General features: G+C 61.5%; 13 protein-coding genes. 5 read left to right on the top strand and 8 right to left on the bottom strand.

Translation table 11 applies throughout. The annotated features are described in order from the left end of the window. Positions 1-238: 238 nt before the first annotated feature. Together clpX and clpP are read right to left on the bottom strand one after the other, a co-directional pair. Entirely contained in the window at positions 239-1513 is a 1275-nt protein-coding gene (clpX, locus tag X726_RS157250; protein WP_023669421.1) for an ATP-dependent Clp protease ATP-binding subunit ClpX, read from the bottom strand. A gap of 295 nt (positions 1514-1808) precedes the next feature. Then, complete coding sequence (gene clpP / locus X726_RS157255) at positions 1809-2438, bottom strand: ATP-dependent Clp endopeptidase proteolytic subunit ClpP (RefSeq protein WP_023669420.1); 630 nt, start codon at positions 2436-2438, stop codon at positions 1809-1811. A 310-nt stretch (positions 2439-2748) separates the two neighbouring features. Here clpP and X726_RS157260 point away from each other — a divergent pair, with 310 nt between their 5' ends. The 3 genes from X726_RS157260 to X726_RS157270 all read left to right on the top strand — a co-directional run bounded on the left by X726_RS157260 (position 2749) and on the right by X726_RS157270 (position 5428). Next, positions 2749-3339 carry a hypothetical protein gene (locus X726_RS157260; protein WP_023669419.1) on the top strand — a complete coding sequence of 197 codons (591 nt, stop codon included), beginning with the start codon at positions 2749-2751 and terminating at the stop codon, positions 3337-3339. 106 nt (positions 3340-3445) lie between these two features. Continuing rightward, on the top strand, positions 3446-4693 hold the full coding sequence (locus X726_RS157265) for a cytochrome P450 (protein WP_023669418.1): 1248 nt from the start codon (positions 3446-3448) through the stop codon (positions 4691-4693). 18 nt (positions 4694-4711) lie between these two features. Then, positions 4712-5428, top strand: coding sequence for a transporter substrate-binding domain-containing protein (locus X726_RS157270; protein ID WP_023669417.1), 717 nt, complete (start codon positions 4712-4714; stop codon positions 5426-5428). Positions 5429-5449: 21 nt separating this feature from the next. On the opposite strand, the gene X726_RS157275 is transcribed toward X726_RS157270, so the two are convergent. The 6 genes from X726_RS157275 to X726_RS157300 all read right to left on the bottom strand — a co-directional run bounded on the left by X726_RS157275 (position 5450) and on the right by X726_RS157300 (position 9955). Then, on the bottom strand, positions 5450-5797 hold the full coding sequence (locus X726_RS157275) for a cupin domain-containing protein (RefSeq protein ID WP_023669416.1): 348 nt from the start codon (positions 5795-5797) through the stop codon (positions 5450-5452). Between the two features lie 151 nt (positions 5798-5948). Then, on the bottom strand, positions 5949-7229 hold the full coding sequence (locus X726_RS157280; RefSeq protein WP_023669415.1) for an O-acetylhomoserine aminocarboxypropyltransferase: 1281 nt from the start codon (positions 7227-7229) through the stop codon (positions 5949-5951). Between the two features lie 167 nt (positions 7230-7396). Further along, positions 7397-7918, bottom strand: a complete 522-nt coding sequence (locus tag X726_RS157285; RefSeq protein ID WP_023669414.1) for a CoA-binding protein — start codon at positions 7916-7918, stop codon at positions 7397-7399. Beyond that, on the bottom strand, positions 7915-8691 hold the full coding sequence (locus X726_RS157290) for an AAA family ATPase (RefSeq protein WP_023669413.1): 777 nt from the start codon (positions 8689-8691) through the stop codon (positions 7915-7917). The genes X726_RS157285 and X726_RS157290 overlap by 4 nt, the downstream gene beginning before the upstream one ends. Positions 8692-8699: 8 nt before the next feature. Next, the gene (locus tag X726_RS157295; RefSeq protein WP_023669412.1) at positions 8700-9122 is read right to left on the bottom strand and encodes a VOC family protein; all 423 of its coding nucleotides are present in this window, start codon (positions 9120-9122) and stop codon (positions 8700-8702) included. 11 nt (positions 9123-9133) lie between these two features. Then, positions 9134-9955 (bottom strand): enoyl-CoA hydratase, encoded by an 822-nt coding sequence (locus X726_RS157300; RefSeq protein ID WP_023669411.1) that lies wholly within the window; start codon positions 9953-9955, stop codon positions 9134-9136. Between the two features lie 145 nt (positions 9956-10100). Here X726_RS157300 and X726_RS157305 point away from each other — a divergent pair, with 145 nt between their 5' ends. Together X726_RS157305 and rplM are read left to right on the top strand one after the other, a co-directional pair. Further along, entirely contained in the window at positions 10101-10565 is a 465-nt protein-coding gene (locus X726_RS157305) for a PaaI family thioesterase (RefSeq protein ID WP_023669410.1), read from the top strand. A 215-nt stretch (positions 10566-10780) separates the two neighbouring features. Continuing rightward, complete coding sequence (gene rplM / locus X726_RS157310) at positions 10781-11245, top strand: 50S ribosomal protein L13 (protein WP_023669409.1); 465 nt, start codon at positions 10781-10783, stop codon at positions 11243-11245. Position 11246: the final 1 nt, after the last annotated feature.

The raw sequence follows: 11246 nt of genomic DNA, 5'->3' as shown, positions 1-11246 counted from the left end.
CAACCGCGAATCTCATATTAACGACCGGGGATCGTTCCGCCTACCACCGTTTGTGACGGGAGTTTTACAGCACAGAATTCGGCACCACGGCCTTCCGATGTTAGTTGGATGCACGAGGGGCAAAGATCAAGGGTCGACACGTTCGTTCATCCACTCCGTCACAAGGATCGGTACCTCACCACAGCAAAACGGCGCCCCGCGGGCGCCGTTCCATAAAAAGGTTAGGCCAGATGCCAGATCAGGCGCTGACGTTGCCCTTCTTTTCCTTCTGCTCGGAATAGATGTAGAGCGGCCGGGCGCTGCCGGTCACCACTTCTTCCGAAATCACCACTTCGCGCACGCCTTCCAGGGCGGGCAGTTCGAACATGGTGTCGAGCAGGATCGCTTCCATGATCGAGCGGAGGCCACGGGCGCCGGTCTTGCGCTCAATGGCGCGCCTGGCGATCGCCGACAGCGCATTCTCATGGAAGGTCAGGTCGACACTCTCCATCTCGAACAGCCGCTGATACTGCTTGACCAGCGCGTTTTTCGGCTCGGTCAGGATCTGGATCAGCGCCGGCTCGTCGAGGTCTTCCAGCGTCGCCAGGACCGGCAGACGGCCGACAAACTCGGGGATGAGGCCGAACTTCAAGAGATCCTCGGGCTCGACCAGGCGGAACACGTCGCCGGTGCGACGATCCTCGGGCGAAGCGACAATGGCGCCGAAGCCGATGGAAGTCTTCCTGCCGCGATCCGAGATGATCTTGTCCAGCCCGGCGAAGGCGCCGCCGCAGATGAACAGGATGTTGGCGGTGTCGACCTGCAGGAACTCCTGCTGCGGATGCTTGCGGCCGCCCTGCGGCGGAACGGAGGCAACGGTGCCTTCCATGATCTTCAGAAGCGCCTGCTGCACACCCTCGCCCGACACGTCGCGGGTGATCGATGGGTTGTCGGACTTGCGCGAGATCTTGTCGATTTCATCGATGTAGACGATGCCGCGCTGGGCGCGCTCGACATTGTAGTCGGCCGACTGCAGCAGCTTCAGGATGATGTTTTCGACGTCCTCGCCGACGTAACCGGCTTCGGTCAGCGTCGTCGCGTCGGCCATGGTGAAGGGCACGTCGATGATGCGGGCCAGCGTCTGGGCAAGCAGCGTCTTGCCGCAGCCGGTCGGGCCGATCAGCAGGATGTTGGACTTCGCCAATTCGACGTCGTTGTTCTTGCCGGCATGCGCCAGGCGCTTGTAGTGGTTGTGGACAGCCACCGACAGCACGCGCTTGGCGTAGGGCTGGCCGATGACATAGTCGTCGAGAACCTTCAGGATCTCCTGCGGGGTCGGCACGCCCTCGCGCGACTTCACCATCGAGGTCTTGTTCTCCTCGCGGATGATGTCCATGCACAACTCGACGCACTCGTCGCAGATGAACACCGTTGGGCCGGCGATCAGCTTGCGCACCTCATGCTGGCTTTTGCCGCAAAACGAGCAATAAAGCGTGTTCTTCGAATCACCGCTGTTGTTGCCGACTTTGCTCATTTTCCTGTCCTTTCATGGCCGCCCGCCGATGGTCTGGCTGAAAGGGCGCATATTCTATCTATCGCGGGAATTCGCCGCCGCCAGTGTCCCGGCTCCCGCAACGCATTCCGTACGAAACACAAATCAGAAAACGTCGCAATGATTCGCGCCAACCCTGCACAAAGCTAAGCCGTCGAAAATCAACATAGCCTTAACGTAGGCAATCCCATCCACCGAGGGAACAGCCAATTGTGGCCGAAATGCCGCAAATCCCAGCAAAAGCGCGTTATCCCGCCATCCAACTGCCATGCAGCGCTTATGCCACAGCGCCTTCGACCGGCTCGCGCGACGAAATGACCTTGTCGATGAGGCCGAAATCCTTGGCTTCGTCGGCGGTCATGAAATGGTCGCGGTCAAGCGTCTTTTCAATGTCTTCGTAGCTCTTGCCGGTGTGTTTGACGTAGACCTCGTTGAGGCGGCGCTTCAGCTTGATGATGTCCTGCGCGTGCCGCTCGATGTCGGAGGCCTGGCCCTGGAAACCGCCGGAAGGCTGGTGAACCATGATACGGGCGTTCGGCGTGGCAAAACGCATGTCCTTGTGGCCGGCGGTCAGAAGCAGCGAGCCCATCGACGCCGCCTGGCCGATGCACAGCGTCGACACTGCCGGCTTGATGAACTGCATGGTGTCGTAGATCGCCATGCCCGAGGTCACCACGCCGCCCGGCGAGTTGATGTAGAGATTGATCTCTTTCTTCGGGTTCTCGGCCTCGAGGAACAAAAGCTGTGCACAAACCAGCGTCGCCATACCGTCTTCGACCGGGCCGGTGATGAAAATGATGCGCTCTTTCAGCAGGCGCGAGAAAATGTCGTAGGCCCGCTCGCCGCGATTGGTCTGCTCGACCACCATCGGAACGAGGTTCATGTAGGTTTCGACGGGGTTCTTCATGGACTACCCTTTTTGGAGATGGGGATTCCGGCGCCGGGAAATCGGGCAGAATCGGTTCTTGATGGTTAGAATGTAAATAGGATGCCGGCTCACCCTAGCGCAAGGCCGCCTCTCCTAGCCATCTGGTTAAGTCGAATCAAGGTTTCCGCGCAAGGGAAAGTCCGAACGCGGCCAGCGGCGTTTTTGCGGTGTAGCAATTCCTTAACCGCGTCGCTTAACGAAATGCGGCGAAACCGCTTTCCCCCGGAGAACCTTCCCCTACAGTTCAACGTTGAACCTCACCTTCTCGCGTTCAAACAGGGGGAGTGCCATGATCAGGAAAACTGTTTGCCTCGCCATTTCCGGCCTTGCCGGTCTCGGCATCGTGTCCGATGCGGTTGCCGGCGGCCGGGCCGCCGAATGCTATGAGCCGGTGCACAGGCCGGCGCTCTATGACACCGTCTATGAAGACGTCATGGTCAGTCCCGGCGGGCAGCTGGTCGACTATGATCCGCCGATCTATGGCACTATGGAGCGCGTCGAGCAGATCGCGCCGCCCCGAGTCACCTATGACATCGTACCGGCGAGAACCCGCACCGTTTACCGCACGGTCCAGGTCGACGATGGCGGCTATGCCTGGGAATGGCGCGTCATCCAGGGCCGCAAGGTGCTGTGCAAGGTGTGGCGCAAGGCCCGCTACGCGCGTGTCGCCGAAACGGTGATGCTTGAACCGGAGCGCACACGCCGGGTTGTGCTGCCGGCCGAATATGAAAGCGTCGCCCATGAAGTGCTGGTGCGGCCCGAGCGGCGGCACGTCACCCAGATAGCGCCGTCATACCAGAGGGTGGCGCGCCGGGTGGTGGTGCAGGAAGGCTCGACCAGCTGGCGCCGCGTGCATATTGCCAGGCATTGCCAGGATTAGACTTCGGTACTTCGCCGAGGTCCGTCTCGGTTGGCTCAATTCATAGGCCCGTCGGGGCCAACATACGGTCTGGCACCAAGCCGGCAAGCCGCGCTAATGGTCTGGCATGACCACATCCATGCCGCCCTACCTCGCCTTTGATCCAGCCACGCGCCGCCTGCGGCTCGATCCGCACGAACCGGCGTTTTTCCAGAACCCTTACGACGCCTATGCCGTCCTGCATGGCGCATCGAATGCCTTCTTCTGGGAGGAATTCGGCTTCTGGTGCTTTGGCGGCTTCGACGACGTCAACCGGCTGTTGCGCGACCGCCGCTTCGGCCGCCAGAACCCGGCCGGCATTCCCGACAGCCGCGGCATCGGCGAGGATCGCTCGCATTTGGCCGCTTTCGACGGCATCGAGAGCAATTCGATGCTGGAGCTGGAGCCGCCGGTGCACACCAGGCTCAGAACCCTGGTCAACCGCGCCTTCGTCTCGCGCCAGGTCGAGCGGCTGCGGCCGCGCGTGGAGGCGCTGGCCAATGAGCTGATCGACCGTTTCGAACCGCGCCAGGTCGATCTTTTGCCCAGCTTCGCCGCGCCGTTGCCCATCACCATCATTGCCGAAATGCTTGGCGTGCCGGTCGAAATGGGGCCGCAACTGCTCGACTGGTCGCACCGGATGGTGGCCATGTACATGCATGGCCGCACGCGCGAGACCGAGCAAGCGGCCAATCGCGCCGCGCGCGATTTTTCCGACTTTTTGCGCGGCTATGTCACCGAGCGGCGCAAGAAGCCTGGCGACGACCTGCTGTCGCTGCTGATCGCGGCGCAGGAGGATGGCCAGAAGCTTTCTGAGGACGAACTGGTGTCGTCCGCCATCCTTTTGCTCAATGCCGGCCACGAGGCGACCGTTCATCAAACCGGCAACGCCGTGCGCACGCTGCTGGCGCAAGGCGGCGACCCCGCCCGCTTCTTCACCTCGCCGGAAGCAACGGCTGCAACGGTCGAGGAGTGCCTGCGCTTCGACGCGCCGCTGCATATGTTCACCCGCTACGCCTATCTAGAGGTCGAGGTGACATCGGGGGTTGTCGTACAACCGGGCGAGACGATCGGCCTGCTACTCGGCATGGCCAATCATGATCCGCTTGCCTTTGCCGAACCCGGCGCCTTCCAGCCCGGCCGACTAGACCAGAAGAATGTCTCGTTCGGCGCCGGTATCCATTTCTGCATCGGTGCGCCGCTGGCGCGGCTGGAATTGCAGGTGTCGCTGAAAACCCTGTTCGAGCGGCAGCTGCAACTCCATCTTGCGGAGCAGCCGCGCTTCCGCGACACCTATCATTTCCATGGGCTGGAAAAGCTTATTGTGAGCTTGTGAGGACGGCGGAGCCGACGCATGCCCGAGAAAATGAGATTCGCCTTTCTACAAGAACCACCCTTCTGCTTTATCGACGGATCGGGACGTCTGGGCGGCAGCGATGCCCAACTGGCCAAGAGGGTCTGCCTGACGCTCGGGCTGGAACTTTTGCCCATCGAGACCGAGTTTGCCGAGCTGCCGCCTGGGTTTGCCGAAGATCGGTGGGACATAACCACCGGCCTGTTCTTTTCCGACGACCGCCGGAAGCTGGTCGACTTCACAAGGCCGATCTGGATGCTGGCGGATGGATTGCTGGTCGCGAAAGACAATCCCCGCGCCTTCGATGGCTATCGGTCCGTCGCCAATGATCGGACGGCGCTGATCGGCGTCATATCGGGCCAGATCCAGCACCGGACGGCCCTGCAAAACGCTATTCAGCCCGAACGGCTAAGGATATTTGCCACTCAGCCCGAAGCAGCTAACGCCGTCGCGGCCGGCGTGGTGCATGCCTATGCGAGTGCAGCGCTCGCGCATCGCGGCTATCTGAGCCGGCGACCCGACGCGCCTCTCGACGTCGTCGACGTCCCGGCAGTCGAAAAACAGCCAGCGCCCGGCGCTTTCGCTCTCGCCAAAGGCAGTGCCACCCTGCTCCAGCGCGTTGATTTATGTCTCAGTGATTTGCTTGGAAGTCCCTGGCACAGGGAGATGATGAGCGGATACGGCTTTTCCGACACTGACATCGATCGGCTTTTGTGAAGTCCAAGCGCGACCGAGCGGTCAGAGCTTGATCACATACTCCTTGCGGGTCGTTTCAAGCACTTCCCAACTGCCCCTGAAGCCTGGCCTGAGCACGAAGCTGTCGCCGGCGCGCACCGTGCGCGCCTCGCCGCCATCCTCGGCAACCACCGAGACGCCGGACAGGATGTGGCAGAACTCCCATTCGTCATATTCGATGCGCCATTTGCCCGGCGTCGCTTCCCAGATGCCGGCATAGAGGCGGCCATCGCGCTCCTCGACATTCCAGGTGCGGAACTTCGGATCGCCCGCAATCAGACGATCCGGCGCCGGGGCGCCATGTTCGGCGTCGACGCTGTCGGTCGATATTGCCAAGTAATGCGCGGACAGGGTTTGCCTCCAACAGATTAGTGAGTAGTGAGTAGTGCAGTGAGTAGTGAGTAGTGAGTAGTGAGCGGAAAGCGCTCCCTCGAACGGGTGGCTAATCACTAGTCACTGCTAACTAGTGAATACCGACCACTACTCACTACTCGCTCAAAAATCAAACCTTGGTCAAAGCCTGTTCCAGATCGGCGACGATGTCGTTGACATCCTCGATGCCGACGGAAAGCCGGACCGTGTCCGGTCCCGCGCCCGCCTTGACCTTCTGCTCGTCGGAAAGCTGGCGATGCGTGGTCGATGCCGGATGGATGACCAGCGACTTGGTGTCGCCGACATTGGCGAGGTGCGAGAACAGTTCGAGCGCCTCGACGAACTTGATGCCGGCCTCGTAGCCGCCCTTCAGGCCGAAGGTGAAGACAGCACCGGCGCCTTGCGGCGAGTATTTCTTCTGCAGCGCGTTGTTCTTGTCGCTGGGCAGGCCGGGATAGTTGACCCAGGCGACCTTGGGGTGGTTGGACAGCCAGCCGGCTACGGTGATCGCATTGTCGCAATGGCGCTGCATCCTGAGCGGCAGGGTCTCCAGCCCGGTCAGGATCAGGAAGGCATTGAACGGCGAAATGGCCGGGCCGATGTCACGCAGGCCAAGCACGCGCGCGGCGATGGCGAAGGCGAAATTGCCGAAGGTTTCGTGCAGGACAAGGCCGCCATATTCGGGGCGCGGCTCCGACAGCATCGGATATTTGCCGGATTTCGACCAGTCGAACGTGCCGCCATCGACGATGGCGCCGCCGATCGAATTGCCGTGGCCGCCGATGAACTTGGTCAGCGAATGGACGACGATGTCGGCGCCATGCTCGATCGGCCGCACCAGATAGGGCGAGGCCAGCGTGTTGTCGACGATGAGCGGCAAGCCGTGCTTGCGGGCGATGTCGCCGATTTTCTCTATGTCGACGAAGGTGCCGCCGGGATTGGCCAGGCTCTCGATGAAGATCGCCTTGGTCTTGTCGTCTATCTGGCTTTCGAAGGTGGAGACGTCGTTGGTGTCGGCCCAACGCACCTCCCAGCCGAAATTCTTGAAGGCATGGCCGAACTGATTGATCGAACCACCGTAAAGCCTTGTGGCGGCGACGAAATTATCGCCAGGCCGCATGAGATTGTGGAACACGATCACCTGTGCGGCATGGCCGGAAGCAACGGCAAGTGCAGCCGTGCCGCCTTCGAGCGCCGCGATCCGCTCTTCCAGCACCGCCTGGGTCGGGTTCATGATGCGGGTGTAGATGTTGCCGAAGGCCTTCAGCCCGAACAGCGAGGCGGCATGGTCGGCATCGTCGAACACAAAGGAGGTCGTCTGGTAGATCGGCGTGGCGCGTGCGCCCGTCGCCGGGTCGGGCTTGGCGCCGGCATGGACGGCGAGCGTGTTGAAACCGGGCGTGCGGGTCATCGAAAACCTCCCTGAGCGGTAAACGTGTGAATGATGAAATGGTCAATGGTGAGCGATGAATGGTGGTCGCAAAGTCGGCCAGTCCCACCTTGATTGCAAGCCGCTCATATGCGGCTTTACCCGGCTTCCAGGAAAATCCTTCTATTCACCATTCACCATTCACTGCCTTACTTCTGGCGCACACCGAAACTCTGGAATCCCGACCGCATCAGCGGCTTCTTCGACGAAAGCACACCGGAGTTGACGCCGGTCCAGCCGATCTCGCCCGACAGCTTGCCATATTCGATCTTCGGGCAGCGGTTCATCACCACCTTGATACCGGCCGCCTCGGCACGCGCGGCCGCCTCGTCATCGCGCACGCCAAGCTGCATCCAGACGACTTTCGGCAAGGGGTCGAGCTTCAGCACCTCATCGACAATGCCGGGCACCGCTGCGGAGGCGCGAAAGATGTCGACCATGTCGACCGGTTCAGGCAGATCGGCAAGGCTGGCATAGGTCATGCGGCCGAGGATTTCCTTGCCGGCCTGCCCCGGATTGATCGGAAACACCGAAAAGCCCTTGGCCAGCAGGTATTTCAGCACGAAAAAGCTCGGCCTGACATCGTTGGCCGACGCGCCGACCATGGCGATGGTCTTCACAGAATTGAGGATGCCGCCGATGTAGGCATTGTCGTAGCTATCGTGATTCACTCGTCGGTCTCCCTCAGTGCTTCCTCCATAAAGGCCTGCGGGTCCGTGCAGAAGTCGCGCATCATGCGAAAATGATCGGTATCGGTGAAATCTGTGGGGTCGAGGCCGAAGCGGCTGATGCGGAACAGCCGCGCGCCCGGACAGGCCATCAGCAGCGGCGAGTGCGTCGCCATGATCACTTGAGCCGTGCCGGACCGGTCCATGCGCCGCAGCATCTTCAGCAGCTCGATCTGCCGCGATGGCGACAGCGCGCTTTCGGGCTCGTCGAGGATGTAGATACCTTGCCGGCGGCAGCGCTCCTCGAAGAAGCGGATGAACCCTTCACCATGCGACCAGGACAGGAAATCCGGCGGCGCCCCGCCAGATTCCAGCGCCGCCTGATCGAGATAGCGGGCAACCGAGTAAAAAGATTCGGCGCGGAAGAACCAACCCGCTGTGACCTTCGGCAGCCAGTGGCCGCGCAACGTGTCGGCAAGCGCTGCACCACTCTCGTCGATGGCGCCGGAGTGGTCGACGGGCATGTAGCCCTTGCCGCCGCCGGCTTCGTCGTAACCGGCCAGCGCGCCGATCGCTTCCAGCAGCGTCGATTTGCCGGTGCCGTTTTCGCCGACAATGATGGTGATCGGCGTGGTGAATTCGAGCTCGAATTCGCGGCCGCGGAACAGAGGCAGGTTCCAGGGATACTTGTCCCAATCTTCCACGCGCTCGGGGTCAATCAGGATGCGTTTGAGATAAGGCGCCTTAAGCCGGGTCAGTTGCTTGCGATAGCCCATGCGGACGCTCAGTCCGGCAGCGAGATGGTGCCGTCATCCGCGATCGGGAAGGCCGGATTGTGTGCGACTTCCCAGACATGGCCGTCGGCATCGGCGAAATATCCATACCAGCCGCCCCAGAAGGCGCGGCCTGCCGGCTTGACGATCCTGCCGCCGGCCTTCTCGGCGGCCGCCAGCACGTCGTCGACTTCGGCATCGGAGCGGGTGTTGTGGGCGAGGTAGACCGCCGACGGTGCTGCGGCGAAGGCAATGCCTGAATCCTCCTCGGCGCTTGGCCTCGGGAACAGGCCGAGAATGGCGCCGCCCATCTGGAAGAAGGCGACGCCATCGGTGATGCCGGCGTGGCGCTTCAAGCCCATGCCTTCGTAAAAGCGCACCGCGCGCTCGAGATCGTCGGTGGCGATGGTGATGATGGAGATGCGCGGTTCCATGGATCGAAAACCTATTCGTCCGTCCATTCCGGTTTGCGCTTGCCGATGAAGGCACCGATGCCTTCCTCGGCGTCGCGGGCCAGCATGTTCTCGACCATGACGCGGCCGGTATAGGCATACGCGTCCGCCAACCCCATCTCGGCCTGCGCGTAAAAGGCTTCCTTGCCGGTCTTGACCACCAGAGATGATTTGGAGGCAATGGTTTGCGCGTATTTGGTGACGATCTGATTCAGGTATTCGCGCGGCACGACGCGGTTGACCAGGCCGAATTCCTTGGCGGTTGCGGCGTCGATGGTCTCGCCGGTGAGCAGCATTTCCATGGCGTGCTTGTGAGACACGTTGCGTGACAGCGCCACCATCGGCGTCGAACAAAACAGGCCGATATTGACGCCCGGCGTGCAGAAGGTCGCTTCATGCGAGGCAATGGCGAGGTCGCAACTGCCAACCAGTTGCAGCCCCGCAGCGGTGGCTAGGCCATCGACTTCGGCGATGATCGGGAGCGGATGGCGCACGATCTGCTGCATCAACGCCGCGCAAGCCGAAAATGTCTGCTCGAAAAACCCCTTGCCCTTGTCGGCGTCGGCGCGGCGCGCGGTCATTTCCTTGAGATCGTGACCGGCGCAGAAGACTTTCCCGGCGGCCGCCAAGACGATGACGCGGACCGATTTGTTGGCCTTGGCACGGTCGAGCTCGGCGCTCAATGCCGCCATGACGGAAAGCGACAAGGCATTGGCGGGCGGATTGGCGAGCGTCAGGCGCAGCACGCCCTTGTCCAGCCCGGCGATGACCGGCCCGTCTATGGCAACAGGTTTGATCGAAAGGATTTCGGCCATGACAAGGGTCTCCGCGATTCCGCCGGGCGCCGCCAGACTATCTAATATCGGATCGAGTTTCATCAACACCCATCGCTTGCGCCAAGGTGTTGCCAGAAGCGCATCATTGCGTTCATACAGGCCCGGCATAGAACGAGAGACCGACATGCCCGCCCAGGATAATCTCAAGCCGGTGCTGACGGCGGCTGAAGTCAATGCGCTGATGGCCAGCGTCTACCCGCAGCTCAACGACGAGTTCACGTCGTATGAGGCGCTCGACGTGTTTCCGGGCGGCTGCACGGTGCGGCTCAATGCCGACGAGCGGCATTTGCGGCCCGGCGGCACGGTGTCCGGGCCCTCGCTGTTCACGCTGGCCGACATTGGCGGCTATGTCTGCGTGCTCAGCCATGCCGGGCCGGATGCGCTTTCGGTTACCGTCAACCTCAACATCAATTTCGTCCGCAAGGCCGAGGCCGGCCCGATCGACGGCCATTGCCGCATCCTGAAGCTGGGCAAGAGCCTGATGGTGTTCGATATCGACATCGTCGGCGGACCGAGGGAACACACGGTAGCGCATGCGACCGGCACCTATTCGATCCCGCCGAAGCGCGCCGCCGATGTGGTAAAATAATACCTTTTGGTCAAACCTTTGTTTTTATTACACTTTGCGAGCAGACGTGCGTTTCCTGCGCCTTGACGTGCCCACTCCCCTCGCCTATAAGCCGTCACGAAGCAGCGGCCCGCAAAGGCCGCCGTTTTGTTATTGGCGGCGGGCAAGTGCCTTGTCGCCAATCCAAGCAACAAGAAACGCCTTCTTCGGAAGGTCAAAATCGAAAGCAGAAATCCATGGCAACCTTTTCGCAGAAGCCTGCGGATGTGGTGAAGAAGTGGGTGCTGATCGACGCCGAGGGTCTCGTCGTCGGCCGTCTCGCCACTGTCATCGCCAATCATCTTCGCGGCAAGCACAAGCCCACCTTCACCCCGCATGTCGACGACGGCGATAACGTCATCGTCATCAATGCCGACAAGGTGGTGTTCACCGGCAAGAAGTTCACCGACAAGGTCTATTACTGGCACACCGGTCACCCCGGCGGCATCAAGGAGCGCACCGCGCGCCAGCTGCTCGAGGGCCGTTTCCCCGAGCGTGTCGTCGAGAAGGCCGTCGAACGCATGATCCCGCGCGGGCCGCTCGGCCGTCGCCAGATGAAGAACCTCCGCGTCTATGCAGGCACGGAACATCCGCATGTCGCCCAGCAGCCCGTCACCCTCGACGTCGGCGCGCTGAACGCCAAGAACAAGAAGGTTGCATAAG

Source organism: Mesorhizobium sp. LSJC285A00 (genome assembly GCF_000503155.1).
Lineage (GTDB): Bacteria > Pseudomonadota > Alphaproteobacteria > Rhizobiales > Rhizobiaceae > Mesorhizobium.
The sequence above is the reverse complement of the archived record's forward strand: the minus strand, read 5'-3'. Positions and strand labels throughout refer to the sequence as shown.

Bases quoted from the DNA above. Each gene is read 5' to 3' on its own strand.
- clpX (WP_023669421.1), bottom strand. From the start codon at position 1,513: ATGAGCAAAGTCGGCAACAACAGCGGTGATTCGAAGAACACGCTTTAT.
- clpP (WP_023669420.1), bottom strand. From the start codon at position 2,438: ATGAAGAACCCCGTCGAAACCTACATGAACCTCGTTCCGATGGTGGTC.
- X726_RS157260 (WP_023669419.1), top strand. From the start codon at position 2,749: ATGATCAGGAAAACTGTTTGCCTCGCCATTTCCGGCCTTGCCGGTCTC.
- X726_RS157265 (WP_023669418.1), top strand. From the start codon at position 3,446: ATGACCACATCCATGCCGCCCTACCTCGCCTTTGATCCAGCCACGCGC.
- X726_RS157270 (WP_023669417.1), top strand. From the start codon at position 4,712: ATGCCCGAGAAAATGAGATTCGCCTTTCTACAAGAACCACCCTTCTGC.
- X726_RS157280 (WP_023669415.1), bottom strand. From the start codon at position 7,229: ATGACCCGCACGCCCGGTTTCAACACGCTCGCCGTCCATGCCGGCGCC.
- X726_RS157290 (WP_023669413.1), bottom strand. From the start codon at position 8,691: ATGGGCTATCGCAAGCAACTGACCCGGCTTAAGGCGCCTTATCTCAAA.
- X726_RS157295 (WP_023669412.1), bottom strand. From the start codon at position 9,122: ATGGAACCGCGCATCTCCATCATCACCATCGCCACCGACGATCTCGAG.
- X726_RS157300 (WP_023669411.1), bottom strand. From the start codon at position 9,955: ATGGCCGAAATCCTTTCGATCAAACCTGTTGCCATAGACGGGCCGGTC.
- X726_RS157305 (WP_023669410.1), top strand. From the start codon at position 10,101: ATGCCCGCCCAGGATAATCTCAAGCCGGTGCTGACGGCGGCTGAAGTC.
- rplM (WP_023669409.1), top strand. From the start codon at position 10,781: ATGGCAACCTTTTCGCAGAAGCCTGCGGATGTGGTGAAGAAGTGGGTG.